The organism is Desulfuromonas sp. TF (genome assembly GCF_000472285.1).
GTDB lineage: Bacteria > Desulfobacterota > Desulfuromonadia > Desulfuromonadales > ATBO01 > ATBO01.
Window position 1 is genome coordinate 166,798 of the sequence record NZ_KI421428.1, and the last position, 21,525, is coordinate 188,322.

Consider the following 21,525-nt stretch of genomic DNA (forward strand, 5'->3'; position numbering starts at 1 on the left):
TAATTCTATTATGAAGTCCAATGTGATGGTTTGCATAAACACGACAGGAGATCAACGATGAGAATTCTGCACAGCGCATCCTCAAGCGGGCTTCCAGCCCGGTGGATGGTCGCCATTCTGATTGTTCTGGCCGCATCCCCGTTCAGCCTTCAGCCCCTTAGTGTCTTCGCACAGGAGGAAGCCATCGAAAGCCTGCGCCAGACGGGTGAAGCGTTCCGGGCGGTGGCCAAGAAGGTGACGCCCGCCGTGGTCTTCGTCAAGGTGGAGAAACTGGTCAAGGGCCGTTCAACCGGCGAGATTCCCTTCCCCTTTGGGGGGCAGGGCCCTTTCGACGATGATTTTTTCCGTCGTTTCTTCGGCATTCCCATGCCGCAGCAACCCGACCAAGGTGAACCGCCTCAGCAACGCAGGTACGGGCAGGGCTCCGGTTTCATCATCTCGCCGGACGGTTTTATCCTGACCAACCACCATGTGGTCGGCGATGCCGACAAGGTCACCGTGCAGATGCAGGACGGCAGCGAATTCACCGCCAAGGTCGTGGGCAACGACCCGCGATCGGATGTGGCGGTGATCAAGATCGATGCCGCCAACCTGCCGGTCCTGCAGCTGGGTGATTCCGATGCCCTGGAAGTCGGAGACTGGGTTCTGGCGGTGGGCAGCCCCTTCGGGCTTTCACATTCCATCACCGCCGGCATCGTCAGCGCCAAGGGGCGCAGCAGTGTGGGCATAGCCGATTATGAGAACTTCATCCAGACCGATGCGGCGATCAATCCGGGGAACTCGGGTGGGCCGCTCGTCGACGTGGACGGCCGGGTTGTGGGTATGAACACCGCCATTTTCAGCCGCAGCGGCGGCTACATGGGAATCGGCTTCGCCATTCCCATCAACATGATTAAAACGATCCGCGATCAGCTCATTGAACATGGCTCGGTGATTCGCGGCTATCTCGGGGTGGCTATCCAGAACCTGACATCCGAGCTTGCGCAAAGCTTCAATCTCGAAGGGCAGAAGGGGGCACTGGTGGCTGGAGTCACCAAGGATTCTCCGGCTGAAAAGTCCGGCCTCAAACAGGGCGACGTCATCATCGAATTCGCCGGCAAGCCGGTGACCGAGATCGGCGATTTCCGCAATCAGGTGGCGATGACGCCTCCTGGGACGGAAAAGAAGATGACGGTCGTGCGGGACGGAAAGCGACAAACCCTTGAGGTCACCATCGGCACGCTGCCCGGGGAAGAGGAAGAGGGTAGGAAGGAACCGAGCGCGGTCAGCGAACTGGGCCTCACGGTGCAGCCCCTGACCCGTGAACTGGCCCAGCAGCTCGGGTTCGTCGGGGAAGAGGGGGTGATCGTATCCGGGGTGTCTCCGGGTTCCGCCGCTGGGGAGGCGGGAATCCGTCCAGGATTCCTTGTTCAGGAGGTTAACCGGAGACCGGTGAAAACTCCGGCCGAATTCCGGCAGGCGGTGGCCAATACTCCCAAAGGCGGAACGGTCCTTCTTCTGCTGAGGGACGGAGAATCAAGCCTGTACGTGGCTCTCGAGATGGAATAAGGAAACTCTGCGGGGCGGCTCCCGCGGCCGCCCCATGTCTCTGTCGTCTTCCTGTACTTTCGGCGGGCGTTTGTCTGAAAAGAATTCGATGGAAGGCTTCCCATGCACCAGGAGGAAAAACGAATCTACATAGTCGGCCAGAACCGACTTCAGAATGAAATGATGGCATCCTTCATCGGCAACAGTACGGAAGTGGATTGCCGGGTTGAGGACGACATCTGCAAAGTACCGCCGGGGAAGAGGAACGGACGGGAATTGATACTATTTGACTGCCGTGATCAGGGAGCGGATGCTCTGCTCTCCGGACTCCGTTCGGAAAAGAAATTCACCGTGAACCATTTGGTGGCCCTGTTCAATGTCAGGGAGGCTATGGAGATCGAGAAAGAAACCCTTGCCTTGGGTGTCCGGGGATTTTTCTATGATCATGACGGATCCGCCACCCTTTTGAAAGGTGTCGATGTAATCTTCGACAACCAGCTCTGGCTCTCCCGAAAAAAATTTACCGAGGTCCTTGAACGTGGTTTCGACGGACCCACGGAAAGGAAGAAAACTTCGGGAGGACTGACGGCAAGAGAGACTGAAATCCTGAAGGCACTGGCTCTCGGCATTTCTAACGAGATGATCGCGAAGGAGCTCTGCATCAGTCCACATACGGTTAAGACCCATATCTATCATATCTTCAGGAAGATCAGCGTCAAAAACCGCATCCAGGCTGCCCGCTGGGCGATGAATCATCTCCTCTAATCCCCCTTTTTCCTGATGGACTCTCCTCACATCCTGTGAAACAATATGCGGGATTTTTCGCATTGCTTTCCCGGCTGCAGGAGGTAAGCTGAAATTCAGGAGTTGGGCAGCCGGATTGCCGGGAACCCTCCGCTTGAGCGCTTTCATGTTTTGGCGCGCGCCGGAGATATATCTGCAAGGAGATTTCCATGGGCTTGTTTGTGAGGGTGTTTATCACTTCTGTTTTCGTTCTGTTTTGCGGCTGCGCCCCCGACCCACCGCGCCGCCCCGAGGTGGTCTCCTATCTCGACGTGACCCAGAAACAGCAATATATCCAGAATGCCATGTCGACCCTGAAGATTTTTCACGAGGCAGCCATTGATCTCAGGTCCCGCCGCAAACCTATGGCCCGGAAGGAACTGGCCGAAGAGGTGGATCACTATATCGACGTGCAGGTGAAACCGATCATCGGGGATTTCGAGGCCAACCACAACCTGAAAACCCGTCTGCAGGTGGCCGAGCTGCAACTTCTCTGCGGCCTGGTCTATCTTGAGTTGAAGGAATACGATGAAGCGCTGGCGCTGCTGAACACCATGAAGAGACGCTACAGCGACAGCCCGGAATTACTGAGCGCGGCCATCGACCGCAAATATATAGGTTTCAGAAATCTCGAGGACGGAATGCGGGTACTGAATGAGAGGATCTGGCGAGAATTTCTGACCTTTTCTCCCCCACCGTCTTCATGATTCCAGGAGATTTATCCATGGAGAACAACATTTTCAACGAACTGTCCGAGGCGATCATCAATTCACTCACCCATTTCATCAATAACTTCTCAGGATTGCTCCAGATTATCGTCTATTTCACCATCGGCATCATTTTTTTCTACGCTCTGGTTAAATGCGGACAGGCCCTTCGATCGCTGGCCCGGTTCAACTTCGCACGTCTTGATGAAAAAGGCGTTTCCACCTTCGATTCGCTCGATGATCGGGCTCCTCTGGCGGTGGTGGCCGCCTCTTTCTTCTGCAGGACCAAAAAGCATTACCTCCTGGAGAGGAAAAACGATCTGCACTCCTCAAAGACAATCCCTCCGGACGGATTCATCCGGGATGCGGCTTTTCAGTACAGCGAACGCTACTTTGAGGAAAAATTTCTCGAACCGATCTCCCTGACAGCAAACCTGATGCCTTCTCTCGGCTTTATCGGCACCATCATCGGAATGGTGGTGCATTTCCTCTCCAACTCCGGTTCCCTCAACAGTAATCTCACTGTCGTCGGCATAGCCACTGCCCTCTATACCACCTTTATCGGCCTGGTCTGCTATACGATCCTTGAATTCATGCTCAAGGTGCTGTCTTCTCTCGGCCGACGGCGTATCGACGAGGGGCTTGCGGCGGTGGCCGGCCTGCGGCCGGTTTCGGAAAGAAAGGCGGCCTGACCGATGCGTCGGCGGAAAAACAACATGTGGCTTTTCGCCTTCACCGATCTCGCATTTCTGCTGCTGATCAGCCTGAGCCTGATTCCAAGCGCTCCCGAAGACATCTCCCTGCGTTTTGCTGAAATGAATCTGCCGGTCGTGCCGGACAGCCGGAATCTGCAACCCGTTCGGGAGCAGCAGGAAGTCTGGGAACTTCAAATTTTCGCCATAGGCCCCCAACATTCCGTACCCTTTCAGTTGGTAAGGTCCGGGGAGAAAGAAGGGATGGCCCTCGATGAAGGGAATCTTATTCCGGCTCTGGAGAGATTGCGGGAACGCCAGTCACGGCCGGTGCTGCTGCCTGAGAAGACCTCGCTGAGCCAGGACTTTCTTTTCGCCGCCGCGGCGATGGCGAAGGTCTGGTCTGCGGCGGACAGCCGGACCATTGTCAAGCCGGTTGATACGGGAGCGACCGAGTGATTTCCGGAAACGATCTTTACGGATGGGGGGTATTCGATATCCCGATGGAACGCGAACTGCGCTCCGCTGGATCTGCGGCCTCGCCGCAGGGTCCCCTTAAGGCCGAACCCGTCCGGAAGCTCTTCAACGACGTAAACTGGAAGGCGCTGGGATCGAGTTTTCTGCTGACCCTTCTCTGCCTGGTCGGCCTCCTCATGCTGGGCAGAAATCGGCCTGAGTCTCCGGTTTCGCCCGAGCCGCAACCGGTCGAAGTGGCCGTGCGCATCTTCGAGGAGGTTCCGAGTATTCCCCCGCAGGATGCTTCCGAACCTCCGGCGCCGGCGCCGCAAGAAATCGTGGTGGCTGTTCCGGAGGATTCGCCGACCATTCCTGAAATCCGGGTCACACCGCCGCCGGTGCCTCAAAAAACGGTGCGAGCAGAGCCCGTAAAGCCCCCCGAACCGGCGCGGATCCAGCCCCCTCCGGTGAAGATTCAGATCCCTCCGCCGTCTACTCTCAGGCCGACCCGGGCCGAACCGCCGCAGGAGCGGCCCGCTCTTCCGGAGCAGAAGGCACCCGTAATTTCCCGGCAGGAAACGGTTCTGCCGGAGCCCTCACGAACGGACTATGAGGAGAGAACAGGCACGGCTTCAGAGAGTTTGCCGCAGCAGCAAGCCGCGCTGCGAAAAGAAATGGCTTCCGTCGATCTTGGCGCAGGACCGCAGACGGCGCGTGTCGCCGAGAGGGGAACGGCCGAAGCCGCCTTGCCGGAGTCGCCCGCAATAGCCCTTGAACGGTCGGACGGCACCGATCTGGGAGGAGCGGCGCCCCGGATGAACGACCGATATGAAAAGCTCGCGGATTCATCGTCCGTGCCCCTTCCTTCTCCTCGAAGAACCGCTGTTCCGGACAGCGGCGGAGAGGAGGATATGCTGCCGAAAGCGACCGCTTTCGCTTCACCGGGTTCCCGTAAGATGGTTGCCATGCTTCCTGCCGACCGCAGTGATTCTTCTTTCGGCGGTATCGGTCGGAATGCGGACCCTGATCTTACCGGACCGGCTGTGCGGACGGCGTCATTGCCGCATGACCGGCATGGTGCGGAAGCTCCAGGGAAATCCTACGATTTTCTCGATCTGGTCGGACCGGCGGATCTCGACCGCGCGGTCATGGTGAATCTTAATCAGCTGCAGACCTGTCTCGATCCGGAAGAGGAACTGAAGCTCAAGACCCGGCTGGCCGCCATGCTCAGCCGTCCCGGTCAGTGCCGCGCCGGCGGGGTGGTGTTCGATATCCGGCAGCCTGAATCGGCTTATTCCATCCACATCGACCTCTATAACTACGAACAGAGAGAATTTCAAGATCGCTGCTCGGCCCTCCGGCTTGCGGTCTATTCATGTGACGCGAGGAGATGAAAATCGATGAATATACCTTATCGCCTTATCCTTCTGTTAGTTCTCTTCCTGGGATTCGGCTGCCGGGTTGAGGCCGCCGAGACTCCCGCCCGGATGTGGGACAACCTTCTCGATATCACCCCCAGGTTCAGCTGGTATCCGCGGCAGGATCTGCAGAATCTGCTGGAGATCAAATCCGAAGAGTACGGGCAGAGTCTGGAAGAATACAGGGCGGAACTCCTGCAGGAAGTTACCGGGGGGCGTCCTGCTGCGGCCCGGGTCCGACCCGAACAATTTGTGACCGGGCTGCCGTGGCGGCAGTACTACCGATTGTCGCTGGCGGAGTTCTGCCTCTTTCTCTCAACCGACAGGGCGGAGCACCTGCAGAACGCCCAAAGCGCCCTTTCCTTTCTGGAACAGAAGAGCGATCAGCCGGAGATTGAATTCTGGAATCATCTCTACCGTACTCATCAAGCAGCACTTTCCAAGGATAGAGAAGCCTTCATCGGGCTGGTATATCATCTCTGGCGAAACATCGTCATGCGTTATGAGACCGAAAGCCTGGCGTTCCCTTCGGAAGCAGCGCGCGCCGGATTCGTGAGGCACCTTCCCTATCTCTACGAGAATCTGGCTCACCTTGTGCTCCGCAAGGCCATTCTGGAGCAGGAAATCCCGGAGCTTTATCCTCTTGTGCCCCTTGTCCTCGATATCCAGCAGAAGCTGACGGTCGAAAACGGTTACAAAAGCATGGTCGACCAGATCGTCGAACGGATGCAGGGGTCGAATTCGGACAACAGGAATCTCAATTTTGCCGTGGCCCTTCTCGAAGCGACGGCCAAGAGGTACGAGTTCGAGGACGAAAAGGATGCCTCACTCCTGGCATCCAAATTCAACCTGGCCCGCAGATATCTTCTGCTGGCCTACGACTGGGCCGATACGGACAAGGGACGGACCGTGATCCTGAGTCAGCACATGGGTTTCCTGAATTACGTCGTCCGCCGCCTCAATGATCCTTCAGATCCCGTGGCGTCCAATCCCTTTTTTCGGAACATTCCGGTCATGGCGAACGATCATATCGAGAAGCTGGTCCCCTTCTTTCATCGCCTTGCGGCGCCGGCTGTGAGCTCGGAAGGAGAGGGGCTGGCGGACGGCTTCGAGGACCGGGAAACCTATCTTCAGGCGATGCATCAGCTCCTGGATTCCTTTGCCAAGTTGAGCGTCGTCCTGTCGGAATTCTACAAAGCGGACCGCGCGCAAGAAGGCGCCGATATCTTTCCGGCCGCCAGGCCGCTGGAGCAGTACTGCGAGCTCTTTGATCGCTATGCCCGGATAAATTCGGTAATTCTCCCCGACAGCGCCTACTTCATGGCGGCCTATGCTGCCCGCGAACTGGGTGAACTTTATCGGGAGCGCGCCCGTTACAGCGTCGACAACCACGCCGACGATCTAGCTTTTGCCTATCAGATGCAAGCGGCCGAAATCTTTCCTCTCGATCTTCCCGGAATCCTGCAGATGGCCTTCCAGTGCTCCCTCAACGGGCAGGTGCAGGATTATTTCCGCAACTCGCGTCCGCTGGCGGCCCGCCTGAGAGTCTCCCACGGCGCCGCCACCTGGAGCGCCCGCAATCCCACGGACTTCAACGATCTGGTCGAACTGGTTCCAGTGGTGGTTCCCGAGGTCGTCGACAATGCCTTCACCCTCCTCGGTCATGTCTCCGGCGAAGCGACGGAGGATGTCCTCTTCTCCCGCGCGGTCTCCATGGCCCGGGCGATTGAAAAAGGCCAAAGCTCCAACCCGCACGACAAAACCGAAGAGACCCTGGCGGCGATCGGCCGGGGGCAACCGGGCGAGACGATTCTTCCTTTCTATGAACTGAAAAGCCAGCTCTTCGGCGCTCCGGACAGCCCGGTTCACACGTACATCCGCACTCTCTACAACGAGGTTCCCTACGAGAACCACCAGTACGTTGCCCTTTTCCGCGATCTCCAATAGACTTGAGGTCCGGCTGATACTATCGGTCGGACCTCAGTCAACTCCCACTGGACTGAATTCATAAGGGGGCTGCCCTCAGACACGCCCGGCTGCTTGGGATCGACGCCGCTGCCGACCGCCACCTGTTATCTCTTTCCCGGCAGACGGTCAGGATCAGGGGCATGAAGACCAGAACGGTGGTGGTGACGTAAGACAAAAGGATGGGGCTGAGCGGCTCGGCTTGCTCTGCTTGGGGTGTTGAAAAGACAAAAGGTGCAGGAAAGGGGCTCCGCGCCCGGTGAAGGGCGCGGAGGATCAGCTCGCAGCCTGCGGGTGTGCTTTGAGAAAGACGCCGAACTTTACGTCGATGTCCTTGATATGACGAATGATCCACTTGAGCAGGATCTGATTGGTGGAGATCACGAGGTGGGCCGACACACCCTTCTCCTTGAGGTCGGCCTTGAGAGCGTCGAGCCGCCCGATGAAGTAAAGGTGCTGTGACTTTTGCTCCTCGAGGCCGGGGTAGGCGCAGAGTTCCATCAGACGCTCTTCCTCCCGGAAGTGGATCACGACGTAGCTGTCGAGAAAACCGATCAGTTCCTCGATCCGCTCCTTCCCGCTGGCCCGTCTGCAGGCTTCGATCAAGTTGTCGAAGCGGCGGAAGAGTTCGCGGTGCTGCTCGTCGATTACAGCGTGGCCGACCGCCAATTTTTCAGTCCATTCGAGGGCCATGTTGTTCACTCCCTTCTCTGTTGCTGCTCAAAAGTTACTAAATTAGTCCTAATTGTAGGCATTCCACCGCCGCTGGTCAAGGGAGAATTAGCCCGACCCTATAGAATTATCCCCACCCCTTTTGCATTGCCGCCGCCCAAGCCGCAATTACCGCCGCCGCACTCCCCCACGCCAGCAGGGTGTTGAGGCGCCGTCCGGGGCGGCCGTATTTTTTCAGCAGATGCCCGGCACTCCAGCCGAGTCCGAAACCTGCCGCGAAGCCGAAGAGGTGGGCGCCTATGTCGGTATTCTCTCCGGCGGTGCCCAGCAGGGCGAGAATACCCAGAGCCGCTGCCAGGGGAAGGGGCCAGCGCTTGAGCAGATTGCGCCTGTAGCGGACCTGGCCGAGGGCTGCGAGGAGGCCGACGGCTCCGAAAACGGCCGTGGACGCGCCGACGGAGCGATGGTCGGAGGAGTGGACGAAGGCGTTGAGCAGGTTGCCGAGAGCGCCGGATGCCAGAATGAGGCTCCAGGCCAGCCCCGACCCGAGATCCCGGCAGAGGCGGACGATGAATACGCCGCCGATCGCCAGATTGCCCAGAAGATGCAGCCAGCCGGAGTGGAGGGTAAGGGCGGTGAACAGGCGCCACCACTCGCCGGCCAGGATTTTACCGGCATGGGAGTTGCCGAGGGCGACCCAGTCGATGGGATCGAGCCCGGGGAGGCGAAGATCGAGAAGGGTCAGATTGTGAAAGGTGGCCAGGAGCAGGAGGACCGAAAGGGTCGCCAGAGAGTTCTGTGTGGGCGGGTGCTGCGGGGGCAGGGGAGGGGGCCAGTGCCGGTTTTCCTCTTCAAAAAGGCGAAGTTCCTTCAGCGCCGCTTCCCGGCATGCAGCCGGCACCAGCAGCCGCCAGCCGTCTCCGGAAGGTTCGGCTCGGCAGGGAATTCGCCGGGCCTCCAGGACCAGGGCCCAGCGGCCGGTCCTCCAGCGGGGGAAGACACCGGTCGGCTCTTCATCCGGGTTCGGGGAAATGGCCAGCCACCCTTCTTCCGGCGGCTCATTCTGGTGCGTGATTCCGTCCATCGGCCCGTGTGCCGCCCTTTAATCATTCTGCTTCAGGTGCGCGGCCAGTCTGGTGTCCACCTCCCGTATATGCTCGGTCAGCCAGTAGATCAGCGCCTTGTTGGTCCGGATAATCACCTGGATGGTCGGTCCTGTCGCCGCCAGCTCCTGCTTCAGACCGGCCAGCTGCGCGACAAAGTAGCGGTGTGCCTGTTTGTGGCGCTCCGCCTCAGGATAGCCGGAGCGATCCATCAATCCCTCCTCGTCCCGGAAGTGGCGGTTGACGTAAAGATCGAGGAAGGCGAAAAGCTCCCGCAGGTGATCAGGGCCGCGGCGTTCCTCGCAGGCGACGATAAAGCGTTCGAACTGATCGAAAAGGCTCCTGTGCTGATCGTCGATCAGCGGATACCCGACGGAAAGGTCTTCGGACCACTGCAGTGACATGGCGGAACTCCTTGAGTGAAAAAATATAACGGACATATAATCATTTATTCTCCCCGGAGTCAAAGGTTGACACATTCGATTACATTCGATGTAAAAACTTGAACCATCATCATTGAAATCCCGGGAAAATCCCTTTAGTATCTAGCCGGTTGAAAAACTCAATTCGGGCCCGCACGGGCTTCATAGGAGAACAGCTGTGGGAAAAGAGAAAGAGGCAAAGGTGTGTGTCGAAGCGTGCCCGCCGGTCGACCTGAGCGGTGAGGAGGGGTGGACTCCCTTCGATGCGCCTTCGCTGGTCGGCGCTTCGCTGCGTTTCGTCTCCGGCGAGCCGGACGGCAATCGTTACCGGGTGCGCTATTACCGCGATGAGAATCAGGAGCTTCGGGCGCGGATCTGGTTCGGCCCTGAAACCGAGGGCCCCCCGGGGCATTCCCACGGAGGCGCCATGGCCGCGGTTCTCGACGAGGTGCTCGGCCTGGCCGCCTGGGCGGCAGGCTATCCGGTCGTGGTGGGAAACCTCAACGTCAGCTTCCGCAATCTGCTGCCGCTGCAGGAGGTGGTGACGGTGGAGAGCAGGATCATCTCGACCGAGGGGCGAAAGTTGATGGTGCACGGCCGGATCTGCCTCGGGGAGACCGTCTTCGCCGAGGCGAAATGTCTCTGCATCACCATCCCGGGGAAGTGATCGCCAGGCTTATGAGCTCAAGCTCTCCATCCCTGATCCTTGCGGGCGACCTTTCTCGGATCCATCCGGAAACGGGACGAGCATGATCCGCCTGATAATCAACGCCGATGATCTTGGCTGCTCCCCCGCCATCGACCGGGGCATTTTATGCGCCTTCGAAGCAGGGGGGATAACCAGTGCCTCGCTCCTCGCCAACGGCCGATCCTTCGGTGACGCGGCTCGCGAAATACGGGCGCAGGGGATTCCGGTCGGAGTGCATCTGAACCTGAGCGAGGGGCGGCCGCTGAGCGGCCCCATCCGGGGCCTGACAGACCGTGCAGGCGATTTTCCGGGGAAGACGGCGACGCGCAGGGCTCTGGCGGGGGGAGACGTCGACCGGGCCGGGCTGCAGCGGGAGCTGTCGACCCAGGTGCTGCGGACGCTGGAGGCCGGACTGACTCCCGACCACCTCGATACGCACCAGCACGCCATCCTCTTCCCGCCGGTCTCGGCTGCTGTCCTGGAGGTGGCCCAAGCTTATGGCATCGGCGCCCTGCGCCTGCCGGAACCTGCCGATCCCCCGGTCGCCGATCCGCCCGGTCTCCTGGGGGAAGAGCTAGCATTTTATCGCCGCAGCGCCCCAGCCGTAGCGAAGGCGCTGCGAAATGCGGGACTTGACGCTCCCGACGGGCTATGGGGAATGCCCTTTCTGAACCGGCTGGATGAAGCGGCCCTGTGCGGAATCCTCGGCGCACTTCCGCCTGGCACCTGGGAGCTGATGGTGCATCCCGGCTATTGTGATCCGGCGCGTCCTTTTGCCGGTCCGGAACGGGAACTGGAACTGGAGGCCCTCACCGCCTCGGCCGTTCGCGGTTTGCTAGGTGAACGCGAGATCCGGCTGATCACCTTCGGAGACCTTGCATGCGCCTCCTGATCGTCACCCCCCTTCAGCCCCAGGCCACCGGCAACCGGGTCACCGCCCTGCGCTACCGGGAGGAGATGGAGGCTCGCGGGCACGAAGCCCGCCTGGTCATGACCGACGAGCGAACCCCCGTTCTGCTGCAGCGGGCGCTCGATGATTTCCGCCCAGATCTGGTCCACCTGCTGCACGCCTACCGATCCGGCCGACCCTGGCTGGACTGCACGCCCCCATCTCCGTTTTCCGTAGTGGTGACCCTGACCGGCACCGACATCCATATGGGTATAGACTCCCCCACCCAGGGGCCGGTCATCCGTCAGGTGCTCGAGCGGGCGGATGCCGTCATCACCCAGAACAGCGTGACGTTCGCCGAGCTCAAGGGAAGCACGGACGCCTGGGTTGAACGTCTCACCTATCTTCCTCCAGGCATCGTCCTCGGCAACACCCCGTATCCCCTGAAACAGCTGCATGGCATCCCCTCCGGCCATGTGCTCTTCCTGCATCCTGCCGGTATCCGGCAGGTGAAGGGGAATCTCGAGCTGCTGCGGCTTTTCGACGCCGTGGCGGCGAAGCGCAGCGGCTTCACCGTCGCGTTCTGCGGCCCGGTTCTGGAGGAGAACTACGGCCGGCAGTTCCTCGCCGAGGTCGAAAGACGCCCCTGGGCCCGCTATCTCGGCACCGTCCCCACCCCGGCCATGCCCGCCGCCCTGCGGGAGGCGGGCGTGGTCCTCAACAACTCGAGCTGTGAGGGTCTCTCCAACGTGCTGGTGGAAGCGACGGTCCTCGGCCGTCCCCTCCTCGTACGAAACATCCCCGGCAATGCGGCCGTCGTGGAGGAGGGAGTCAACGGCCTGCTGTTCGGGGATGCCGACGACTTCATCCGGAAGGCCCTCGCTCTGATCGACTCCGCCGACCTGCGGCAGACCTTCTCCCGTCCAGCCCCGGAACGCTTCGACCCGACCGGGGAGGCTCGGGTCCTCGCGGACATCTACCGGGAGGTCCTTTCTTCATCCCGAGGGGCTCATATTGGGGTCTTGAAGACTTGAACGGGACGTTGACCGAGTTGGCAAGCCATGTGGGAAGAGACCCGTCCACGCTCTCCTGTGCCGTCAGGGTTGGAAAAACGGAGGGAGAAAGATCCTCAAGTTTTCGGTAAAATGGAAAAGCTTCGGCAGATTTTGATGGATATTCAGGCTTCAAGGCCTGACCCTAAATTTGGAGTCGCCAATTGTCCCCAGAAGCACCGTTACGACTTCCCCGCGTCCAGGTTTCCGCTGATCGCGTCATTGGAGAGCTCGTCGGACTTCGTCCCTACCGACCCGGTGGATTCGTCGTTCGTCCGGAGGTGATGGACGGAAAACTCGTCATCCACAATTACGGTCACGGCGGCTGCGGCTTGGGGTTCTCATGGGGAACGTCGCAGCTTGCGCTCGAGGAGGCTCTGAAGGCCGAGTCGCGAGAGTGCGCCGTACTGGGATGCGGGGCCGTCGGCCTCTCGGCCGGCATCCTCCTTCAAAGGCACGGCTTTCAAGTCACCATCTATGCCCGGGATTTGCCGCCGAATACCACCTCGAACATTGCCGGGGGGCTGTGGTTGCCCTACTTCGTGGGCGATGAGGGCTCCCTGACCCCCGCCTTCCGCGAACAGTTCCAGGCCGCGGCGCGGCACGCCCACAGGCATTTCCGGAGTCTGGTCGGATCACACTACGGCGTCCGGTGGGTCGACAGCTATTTCACGGCCGAAGAGAGAGTGGCCGTACCGTGTTACTTCGACGATCTACCCGAACTTTTTCCCCGAGCCGCCGCCTTCGGTCCGGGCGAACATCCATTTCCCCGGCGCCACGCGCGCCGGTTCGGAACCATGCAGATCCAGACGCCTGGTTACATGCGGGCGATCGAGCGCGACTTCAGAACGGCGGGAGGACGAATCGTCGTGCGCGAGTTCCGGAACGTGCGGCAAATTCTGGAGCTGGCCGAGCCGACGGTTGTCAACTGCACCGGCCTGGGCTCCCGCGAGCTGTTCGGCGACACGGAACTCCTCCCGGCAAGGGGGCAGATGACGGTCCTGCTTCCGCAGCCGGAGGTCGACTACATTCTCGGAATCGACGCAGAAGCCTTGTACATGATCCCGCGTGAAGACGGGATTCTTCTGGGCGGCACGTTCGAACGCGGCATATGGGATACGACACCCAATCCACATGAGGCCGAACGGATCTTTCAGGGGCACCGCACCTTTTCCGATAACATGGAGAAGCCGTAAACCCCGGGGGATCCTGCATGCCTTCACGCATCCTGATCATCAGCGACACCCACGGCCTCATCCGGCCGGAGATCGCCGAAGCCGCTCCCGGTTTCGATTTTGTCCTGCATGCCGGGGACATCGGGAGCCGGGAGTGCCTGGAAGGGCTCAGGGCCGTCAACCCCAACCTGGTTTCCGTCGCGGGGAATGTGGACTGGTATCTGATTGCGGGCGGATTTCCGGAGCAGGTGGAATGGCGGCACGAGGGGTACACGTTCAAGATCGTTCACGACCTCCAGACTCTTAAGGGCGATTCGTTATCCGGCTGGGATTTCGTGATCTTCGGCCACAGCCACAAACCCGCGGAGTACAGATCCGGCAAGACCCATTTCATCAATCCTGGATCCGCCGGCCCGAGACGGTTCCGGCTTCCGATCTCCTATGCCACCCTGGAATTAGATGCCCAAGGAGGCCATGCCCTCCGGTTCCATGAAATTCCCCCGCGAAAATCCTGAAATCAATCTCCCTACGTTCGTTCCCTTTCCGCCGTCTCCGATATAATTTCGAACAAGAGGAATCATCGAAGGGAGAGATATGAAAAAAACCCGGCATTGGTGGGAGCGGGGGATCGTCTACCAGATCTATCCGCGCTCCTTCATGGACAGCAACGGCGACGGCATCGGCGATCTGGCCGGGATCGCCTCAATGCTCGACTACCTGAAGTGGCTGGGGGTGGACATCCTCTGGCTCTGCCCTTTTTATCCCTCGCCGATGGCCGACTTCGGCTACGACGTCTCCGACTTCACGGACGTCGACCCAGTCTTCGGCACCCTGGGCGATTTCGACCGCCTGCTGGCGGAGGCGCATCGCCGCGACCTGCGCGTCCTTCTCGATTTCGTCCCCAACCACACCTCCGACCGCCACCCCTGGTTCATCGAAGCCCGCGCATCTCGAAGCAGCCGGCGGCGCGACTGGTACATCTGGCGCGATTCGCCGGCGGGAGGGGGGCCGCCGAACAACTGGCTGAGCACGTTCGGGGGGAGCGCCTGGGAATGGGACCGGAGCGGGCAATTCTACCTGCATACCTACCTGAAGAAGCAGCCGGACCTCAACTGGCTGAATCCGGAGGTGCGGCAGGCGATGTTCGCCAATATGCGCTTCTGGCTGGATCGCGGGGTGGACGGCTTTCGACTCGACGCTCTCTGGCACATCATGAAGGACGGGGAGCTGCGGGACAACCCTCCGGACCCCGACTACCGGCCGGGAGGGAAACCGTACCGGGCCCTGCAGGCCCTCTATTGCGGCGACCGGCCGGAGATCCACCCGCTCCTGCGGAGGATGCGCAGGCTGGTCGACGGCTACGGCGACCGCCTGCTGGTGGGTGAACTCTACCTCCCCATCGACCGGCTGGTGAACTACTACGGCAGCGTCGGGCAACCGGAAATCCATCTGCCCACCAATTTCCACCTGATTACGACCCCCTGGCGGGCTCGGGCGGTGGCGGTGACCATCGACCGGTCGGAGGCGGCCCTCCCGCCGGAGGCCTGGCCGCACTTCGCTCTCGGCAACCACGATCGGCCCCGTCTGGCCGGCCGCCTGGGGGAAGGGCAGGCGCGGGTCGCGGCGATGCTCCTGGCGACCCTGCGGGGCACGCCCTCTCTGTACTACGGAGATGAGCTCGGAATGCCCGACGTGCCGGTGCCGCCGGAAGAGGTGAAGGATCCCTGGGAGAAAAACTGTCCCGGGAGGGGACTGGGGCGCGATCCGGTCCGCTCGCCCATGCCGTGGGACGATTCGGAGAATGCCGGCTTCTCGGCGGGGCGGCCGTGGCTCCCCCTTGTCCCGGACTGGCGCTCCCGCAATGTGGCCGCCCATCAGAGCGACCCCGGATCGCTGCTCAACCTCTATCGCCGGCTGATCGTCCTTCGCCGACAGGAGCCGGCCCTGCACTCCGGAACGTACCGTCCGATTCCGGCCGGCGGCGATTTTCTTCTCTTTTTCCGGGAGGCCGGCCGGCGGCGGCTTCTCGTCGCCCTAAATTTCCGCTCCGGAGCGGGGGGCTGGCGGTCGCGGGGAGACCCGGCGGGGCGCATCCTGCTGTCAACCTTTCTCGATCGCGAAGGAGAGCGTTTTCGCGGCAGATTGGAACTGCGGGGGAATGAGGGGGTTGTTGCGGAGCTCGAGTGAAATGCTCATTCCTGATGAGCGAAGAGCGTGATGGGTTTCAGCAGGGGCTGAGCGGCAGCGAAACCGTAATTGTTGTTCCCTTGCCCGGCCGGCTTTCGACCTCTATGCGGCCGCCGTGGCCATCGATAATGGCCTTGGCGATGTTCAGCCCCAGCCCGAGGCCGGAGGCGGTGGTATTGGAAGTATCGGACCGGTAGAACCTTTCGAACATGTTTTCCTGCTGTTCGGGGGACATGCCGATTCCTTCATCCATCACGGAAAACCGATATTCCTGGCCGCTCGCCTGGACTTCCACGCGGATGCGCCCACCGTCGGGGGAATACTTCACCGCATTGCTGAGCAGGTTTTCCAGGACCTGGTCCATTTTTCCGGCGTCGAGGCAGAGGGCGGAGGACATCTCCGGCAGAGCCAGCTCAAAGCGGTGCCTGGGATTGCCGAGACGGAAGTTTTCGGTGATACGGGCTATGCGCCGGGTCAGATCGCAGGGGCCCGTCTCCAGGGGGATGCCGCGACCTGATTCGATGCGCGAGACATCCAGCAGTTGATTGACGATTTGGGCCAGGTCCTCACATTTGGCATATATTTCTGCAAGAAAATTCTGCTTCTCTTCCGAGGTGAACTCCCCGAAATCCTGGGGACCGAGCAGCAGTTCGGCGTATCCCATGATCGAGGTCAGCGGTGTGTTGAGTTCATGGGCCGCGTTCGATACAAATTCGCTCTTGAGGCGGTCGAGTGTCCGCTCGCGAGTAACGTCCCGAAGAACGGTGACGATGTCTCCGGCTCCCGCGCTCCGGCCGAGGACCCTGGCCGATCGGGCTTGATAGTGCCCTGAATTTTCCTGCCCGGGCAAGCGAAGTGTGATTTCCTCGAAGATCTCGGGTGAGGAGCAGCCGACAGCGGATTCCAGATGCCCGAGCAACCCGGACAGGGTGCCGCCGAGGATCCTGTCGGCGTGGCTGTGATGAACCTGATCCAGGGATACGCCCAGCATTCTTTCCGAGGTCTTGTTCATGAATACGATCCGCAGATCCCGGTCGGTCACGATCAGAAAATCACCCACCGAACGAATCAGCGCCTCCATCTTTTCCCGTGCCTGCTCGGCTTCGAGCAGGGCGTCGGTCAACACCCGTTCTTTCCTTTTCCGGGCGGTGATGTCGCGGAGGATCGCCGTATAGGCACGCCGTTCTCCCAGGCGCATCTCACCGATGGAAACGAGGAGGGGAAATTCTTCCCCTCCTCGGCGCCTCCCAAGGATCTCCATGGCTTCACGGGGGCAGGTGGAGGGTTCCTCCTCCAGCATGTCCTGCAGCCAGTTCGGACGGCTGGACGCATGAGGGTCAAAGAGGAAATCTATTTTTTCTCCGATCACCTCCTCCGGCCGGTAGCCGAAGAGGCGTTCGCAAGCCGGATTGAAGCTTTCGGCAACCCCCCGGTGGTCGAAGCTGAGGATGCCTCCGGGAGCCGTCTCCAAAATTGACCGGATGCGGGCTCCGCTCTCCCGCAGCAGATCGACCGCCTGAAGCCTCAGATGGGAGAGTACGGCCGTGGTCCAGATGGCGAAAACCGCCAGGGAACGATTGATCAGAACCTTCCAGAGCTCCCCCCCGTCCGGGGAGAGGAAGTAGCCGGCGACGACCAGCAAGGTGCAGAAGCCGGCGGCCATCAGGAGGAGGTTTTTGCGGGAGGAGCAGAACGCCGCGAGAATCACCGCCACGTATGGAACGCCCCCCGCCACTCCCAGGGGCAGGGAAATATCGATAAGGAAGACCAGGACGGCCAAAATGACCAGGCGCTGTTCCATCGACCCCCTGCGCTTCCCCGGGCCCGTGAGGAATTTCTCAACCCTATGCAAAAATTCACCGGGATACCGCTGCTTGCCGGGTTTATCCCTCAGCGGGGCGGGCTCGGAGGGAAATCTGCGCGATGAACAGCATTCATCCGATCCGTCCAGACATCTTTTCGTGTCAGCTGCCATTTTCATCCCCTTTTGGAAAATATCCGGATTTTTGGCTGAAGGCTGAGGGGGTTCTGTCTTGTTGGGGATGCCGTAAAAAAAGAGTCAGTTCGAAAAGAAGTTTACATTGATTCAGAAAGAAAACAAAGGAAGAAATTCCGGTATCTTGCGGTATTTTAATCATTTGCGGGGAGATAGATTTGAAGAGCATCGGGGGCATGTTTACAGGTCAAGCCTCTGCCATAATCCTAGCCTCCTCGCGTTTTTCCTCCTCGACCTCGACATCAAAATCCATAACCAGCGGGAGATGATCGGAAAAGCGCACCCGCGGCACTCGGAAATCCCGGATGTTGATTCCTTTGCTGTACAGGATGAAGTCGAGGTGCCGGTTCGGCTTGTGGCACGGATAAGTCGGCAGGTGTTGCTCATTCGCATTCTGCAGACCCGAAGCCGCCAGAAAAAGATCGATCTCCCGTTCGCCCCACAGCATGTTGAAGTCGCCTGCCACGATATACGGCTTTTGCGCTTTTTGCAGCAGAGTGTACAGCGAACCCAACTGATGATGCCGCGCCCGCGCCCCCACCGCCAGATGGACGAGGTAGACCACCACATGTTCCAGTTCAAGCTCCATCACCAGCCGCTTCATGCCCTGTTTGAAAAAATGAAAGGTCTCGTTTCGGATACGGTCGCGCGCCAGGAAGGCGTTCCCCTGATGACTCAGCACCGGAACATTGCGCCACAGCGAGCTTTCCTCATACTTGGTGGAATACGAATGGTAGTGTCCCAGCGATTCCGCCAGTAGTTCCGCCTGATTCTTTCCGCCCATCCGATATGATCCTTGATCCACCTCGATCAACCCGACGATGTCGGGTTTCTGTTCGTTCAGAAATGACGTGATCCTCTCAAGATTTTTGATCGATGAGCGCATGAAATTGTGCGTTCTGATACCGGTCCCGTAGCGGATGTTGTAGAGTACGAACCTCATCAGATCCTCCACTCGTGTTGTTCTTTTGGTCCCCTTGGGCCGTGCGGCTCCTTGCCAGGCAATCATTCAGGATTCTTTCAGAATCCGTCCCACCTCCTCATCGCTGACCTGGGAAAAATCCTCGTACCAGAGACCAATAGCGTGGAAGGGGGAAGGACGAAAGGGGCAGATCAGTTCGTCTGCTTCGCGGCTCAGAACCGCGCAGGTATCCGGAGGGGCGACAGGTACCGCAACCACAAGTTTCTGTGCCCCGCCCTCACGCAGTGCCTTGATCGCCACGCGCATCGTTGCCCCGGTGGCGACGCCGTCGTCCACCAGGATGACCGTCTTGCCGGAGATCTCAGGGAAGTTTCGGTCACCGCGATATTGGTTTTCACGCCGGGCCAGCTCGCTCGTCTCCTCAGCGGCCACTTTTTCGATCTGCTCCTCCGAGATGCCCATGGAGCGGACGACATCCATGTTCATCACCCGCACTCCTCCGGAGGCGATGGCGCCCATCGCCAATTCCCGATGGCCGGGAACGCCCAGTTTGCGGACGATGAACACTTCCAGCGGCGCTTTGAGCTCCCTGGCGATCGGTTCCGCCACCGGGACTCCGCCCCGGGGCAGAGCGAGCACGAGGACATCCTTTCTTTCCTTGTAGGCCGCCAATTGCCCGGCCAGCTTTTCTCCCGCCTCTTCACGGTTCCTGATCTTTTCCATTCTCGCTCCTGATCTCTTTTCATAGAAGCCTTGCAGCCTTCAAAGAGATTCGATCACCCGTTGCAGGCTGGCACGAACCTGTTCGCCGATATCCCGCAGTTCGGGATTTTCAACCGCCTGCATCGAAGCGACGGGGTCTATGGCAGCCACCTCGACACGCCCCGGCCCTGCATCCTGAACGATGACGTTACAGGGGAGCATGGTGCCGATCTTATCTTCGACCTGCAGGGCCTGCCAGGCGAAGGGCGGATTGCACGCGCCGAGAATCCGGTAATTGCGAAAGGATTTCCCAAGCTTCTCCCTCATCTTGGCCCGGATGTCGATATCGGACAGGATCCCGAACCCCTCTTCCTTCAATATCCGCGAAACATGGTCGATAGCGGTGTCGAACGGCATCTCCAGTGTCCTGCTGAAATAATATTTCATGGTAATCTCACCTCCTGTGTGATTTGGAGAAAAGGCCGGGATTGATCACCCGGCCCTTTCTTTTGGTTCCTGAGTCATTAATGGTCGCGGCTAGCTCAGCCGGCTCTTGAGAAGTTGCTTTCCTTTCTCCACCAGTCGCTGGTTCTGCTCCCGAACTTCGTTGAAGAACTGTACCGCATCCCGGTCGCCTTCCCTTTCGGCGTCCTTGCAGTACTGGTCGCAGGTCTCGTATCCCTGGGAGGCATGATAGATTACGCTGATCAGGTCATAGTCCTTGTTCTGTAACGGCTCTTTTCGCATAACGAAAACTCCTTTCTCCTGGTTTTTCCCCTCCGCCGGCCGCTCTCTTTCCCCACCGGCCGACACACGTTCCTTTGAAATATATCGGTAAATCGCGCGTCTGCAAGAAGCCGGAGGGGGCTGGTAGACTGCCTCGGCAGTTCTCAGAGGAAATTAGAGCCTGCTCTGTCATCCAGGGTTTCCGATCCCGAAGATTTGTCGGATTGATGAAGCGCCTCGTCCCATTCCCGGGCCTGCCGCTTCTCCTCCGCTGTCTCCTCATGCTTTTCGCGATGGACGAAACTTTCCCTGAAGTGCTGCCAGGTTTCCTTCCATCCCATGGTCCCACCTCCCTTCCTCGTGGATCTACCCTTATTATACTCCCGAGCCGGAGGTGAGAGGGGATAGCAGAAGGTTAAACTGGCCCAGGTACGGCGATAAGGCCGAGGGATTATGGACCGACCAGAGCGGCTGCGCCGATTTCCTCGCCGATGGCGGTACGGTCGCGATCTGGATCGAGGACGGTGTCGGCCTGCAGTAAACCTAGAAAGGGGACAAAAAGAAAAAGGGGACAGCTAGGGGGCTAGGGACAGGCTGTTTCTCGGAAAAAAGGTAGCCTGCCCTTATCCTGTCCCCGGAACACCCAAGAGCATTGTCAAAGGGAAATTCTGCAGTAGTATTTTTTGCAGAAAGGGGGTGATCGCGTGAAACGCTTGACCCTTGTCGCTGTAATTGCAGCTTTGCTGGCGGGGTGCGCCAGCCCGGAACGGAGTGCCATGTGGGCGCCGTATGAGGAATATGGTCCGCTTTGTCGTGAATACGCCAGGCAAGTCCGGGCGCAGGCAGACGAGGAGAGTTATTACCGGGAGTGTATCCATTATTACGTCCCGCCGCCGGAGTCGCCTTTTCCTCTGAAGGGTTCCTTGGCCGACTTACGGTGAATGCCGGTGCCAATGGAAGTGGAGTGATGTGGGCCCTGGAAAGGGCTTTTTTTCTTTCCGGGCAGCAGAGGAGGACACAGTCCATGGGCTCCTGGTTGCCTCCTCAATCTTCCACGTAGGTCTCGCCAGCAAATTCAATGAGACAAAAGCCGTGTCCGAAAGGATCGGAGAACGTGATGCACTTCGAGCCATCCCATTCGACGCATTCGCTCTCCCGAATGCCGCCCGCGGCCGCAACCCGTTCTGCGGCTTTTTCGATGTCGTCCACGACGAAGTCGATGTGCACCGGTGTCCAGTGGCCGGCATACCGACGCGGCGCCGCAAGTCTGCGTCCGGGGTTGGACCCTTCGGCATTTTTAAGAAGATAAATGACGGAAGATCCTCCCGTGAGCTCCGCAACATCGTCGTCCATCGTGCGGCTGAGAGACAGTCCGAGAGCCGAGCGATAGAATTCGATGGCCGGCGCGAGTTCCGGTACGTCGATGTTCACCAGGATTTTCAT

Annotated in this window: 23 protein-coding genes; 13 read left to right on the plus strand and 10 right to left on the minus strand. The window is 59.7% G+C overall.

The annotated features are described in order from the left end of the window. Nucleotides 1-57: 57 nt before the first annotated feature. The 7 genes from DTF_RS0120280 (at nt 58) to DTF_RS24830 (ending at nt 7,530) form a co-directional block, all read left to right on the plus strand. Nucleotides 58-1,548, plus strand: a complete 1,491-nt coding sequence (locus DTF_RS0120280; RefSeq protein WP_226989435.1) for a DegQ family serine endoprotease — start codon at nt 58-60, stop codon at nt 1,546-1,548. Between the two features lie 102 nt (nt 1,549-1,650). Then, entirely contained in the window at nt 1,651-2,292 is a 642-nt protein-coding gene (locus DTF_RS25860; protein WP_051361517.1) for a response regulator transcription factor, read from the plus strand. A 188-nt stretch (nt 2,293-2,480) separates the two neighbouring features. After that, entirely contained in the window at nt 2,481-3,017 is a 537-nt protein-coding gene (locus DTF_RS0120290; RefSeq protein WP_027716804.1) for a hypothetical protein, read from the plus strand. 17 nt (nt 3,018-3,034) lie between these two features. Further along, on the plus strand, nt 3,035-3,709 hold the full coding sequence (locus DTF_RS0120295) for a MotA/TolQ/ExbB proton channel family protein (protein WP_027716805.1): 675 nt from the start codon (nt 3,035-3,037) through the stop codon (nt 3,707-3,709). A 3-nt stretch (nt 3,710-3,712) separates the two neighbouring features. Beyond that, entirely contained in the window at nt 3,713-4,168 is a 456-nt protein-coding gene (locus DTF_RS0120300) for a hypothetical protein (protein ID WP_027716806.1), read from the plus strand. Continuing rightward, nucleotides 4,165-5,559, plus strand: a complete 1,395-nt coding sequence (locus DTF_RS0120305) for a hypothetical protein (protein ID WP_027716807.1) — start codon at nt 4,165-4,167, stop codon at nt 5,557-5,559. The genes DTF_RS0120300 and DTF_RS0120305 overlap by 4 nt, the downstream gene beginning before the upstream one ends. 6 nt (nt 5,560-5,565) lie before the next feature. Next, entirely contained in the window at nt 5,566-7,530 is a 1,965-nt protein-coding gene (locus DTF_RS24830) for a hypothetical protein (protein ID WP_027716808.1), read from the plus strand. Between the two features lie 294 nt (nt 7,531-7,824). Here the strand turns inward: DTF_RS24830 and DTF_RS0120315 are convergent, their stop codons facing one another. From DTF_RS0120315 to DTF_RS0120325, 3 genes are all read right to left on the minus strand, one after another. Further along, complete coding sequence (locus DTF_RS0120315) at nt 7,825-8,241, minus strand: bacteriohemerythrin (protein ID WP_027716809.1); 417 nt, start codon at nt 8,239-8,241, stop codon at nt 7,825-7,827. 106 nt (nt 8,242-8,347) lie between these two features. Next, a complete protein-coding gene (locus DTF_RS24835; protein WP_035058409.1) occupies nt 8,348-9,304 on the minus strand; it encodes a rhomboid family intramembrane serine protease in 957 nt (318 codons plus the stop codon). A gap of 18 nt (nt 9,305-9,322) precedes the next feature. Beyond that, nucleotides 9,323-9,727 carry a bacteriohemerythrin gene (locus tag DTF_RS0120325; protein ID WP_027716810.1) on the minus strand — a complete coding sequence of 135 codons (405 nt, stop codon included), beginning with the start codon at nt 9,725-9,727 and terminating at the stop codon, nt 9,323-9,325. A 196-nt stretch (nt 9,728-9,923) separates the two neighbouring features. Here DTF_RS0120325 and DTF_RS0120330 point away from each other — a divergent pair, with 196 nt between their 5' ends. The 6 genes from DTF_RS0120330 to DTF_RS0120355 all read left to right on the plus strand — a co-directional run bounded on the left by DTF_RS0120330 (nt 9,924) and on the right by DTF_RS0120355 (nt 15,736). After that, complete coding sequence (locus tag DTF_RS0120330) at nt 9,924-10,412, plus strand: PaaI family thioesterase (protein WP_051361518.1); 489 nt, start codon at nt 9,924-9,926, stop codon at nt 10,410-10,412. Nucleotides 10,413-10,494: 82 nt separating this feature from the next. Next, nucleotides 10,495-11,325 carry a carbohydrate deacetylase gene (locus DTF_RS0120335; RefSeq protein WP_027716812.1) on the plus strand — a complete coding sequence of 277 codons (831 nt, stop codon included), beginning with the start codon at nt 10,495-10,497 and terminating at the stop codon, nt 11,323-11,325. Then, nucleotides 11,313-12,356: a glycosyltransferase gene (locus tag DTF_RS25865; RefSeq protein WP_051361519.1), complete on the plus strand. Its 1,044-nt coding sequence runs from the start codon at nt 11,313-11,315 to the stop codon at nt 12,354-12,356. The genes DTF_RS0120335 and DTF_RS25865 overlap by 13 nt, the downstream gene beginning before the upstream one ends. A 182-nt stretch (nt 12,357-12,538) precedes the next feature. After that, nucleotides 12,539-13,570 carry an FAD-dependent oxidoreductase gene (locus DTF_RS24845; RefSeq protein ID WP_155890890.1) on the plus strand — a complete coding sequence of 344 codons (1,032 nt, stop codon included), beginning with the start codon at nt 12,539-12,541 and terminating at the stop codon, nt 13,568-13,570. A 17-nt stretch (nt 13,571-13,587) separates the two neighbouring features. Further along, nucleotides 13,588-14,064 (plus strand): metallophosphoesterase, encoded by a 477-nt coding sequence (locus DTF_RS24850; protein ID WP_035058411.1) that lies wholly within the window; start codon nt 13,588-13,590, stop codon nt 14,062-14,064. Nucleotides 14,065-14,143: 79 nt separating this feature from the next. Next, nucleotides 14,144-15,736 carry an alpha-amylase family glycosyl hydrolase gene (locus tag DTF_RS0120355; RefSeq protein ID WP_027716813.1) on the plus strand — a complete coding sequence of 531 codons (1,593 nt, stop codon included), beginning with the start codon at nt 14,144-14,146 and terminating at the stop codon, nt 15,734-15,736. Between the two features lie 37 nt (nt 15,737-15,773). Here the strand turns inward: DTF_RS0120355 and DTF_RS0120360 are convergent, their stop codons facing one another. The 7 genes from DTF_RS0120360 to DTF_RS0120405 all read right to left on the minus strand — a co-directional run bounded on the left by DTF_RS0120360 (nt 15,774) and on the right by DTF_RS0120405 (nt 21,525). Then, the gene (locus DTF_RS0120360) at nt 15,774-17,537 is read right to left on the minus strand and encodes an ATP-binding protein (RefSeq protein WP_162148676.1); all 1,764 of its coding nucleotides are present in this window, start codon (nt 17,535-17,537) and stop codon (nt 15,774-15,776) included. A gap of 382 nt (nt 17,538-17,919) precedes the next feature. Then, nucleotides 17,920-18,675: an endonuclease/exonuclease/phosphatase family protein gene (locus tag DTF_RS24855; protein WP_035058515.1), complete on the minus strand. Its 756-nt coding sequence runs from the start codon at nt 18,673-18,675 to the stop codon at nt 17,920-17,922. A gap of 66 nt (nt 18,676-18,741) precedes the next feature. Further along, nucleotides 18,742-19,377 (minus strand): phosphoribosyltransferase, encoded by a 636-nt coding sequence (locus DTF_RS0120375; RefSeq protein ID WP_027716816.1) that lies wholly within the window; start codon nt 19,375-19,377, stop codon nt 18,742-18,744. A 39-nt stretch (nt 19,378-19,416) separates the two neighbouring features. After that, entirely contained in the window at nt 19,417-19,803 is a 387-nt protein-coding gene (locus DTF_RS0120380) for a DUF302 domain-containing protein (protein ID WP_027716817.1), read from the minus strand. Between the two features lie 90 nt (nt 19,804-19,893). After that, nucleotides 19,894-20,103: a hypothetical protein gene (locus DTF_RS0120385; RefSeq protein ID WP_027716818.1), complete on the minus strand. Its 210-nt coding sequence runs from the start codon at nt 20,101-20,103 to the stop codon at nt 19,894-19,896. A gap of 143 nt (nt 20,104-20,246) precedes the next feature. Then, nucleotides 20,247-20,423 carry a hypothetical protein gene (locus tag DTF_RS26760; RefSeq protein WP_155890891.1) on the minus strand — a complete coding sequence of 59 codons (177 nt, stop codon included), beginning with the start codon at nt 20,421-20,423 and terminating at the stop codon, nt 20,247-20,249. Between the two features lie 703 nt (nt 20,424-21,126). Then, nucleotides 21,127-21,525: a VOC family protein gene (locus tag DTF_RS0120405; protein WP_027716820.1), complete on the minus strand. Its 399-nt coding sequence runs from the start codon at nt 21,523-21,525 to the stop codon at nt 21,127-21,129.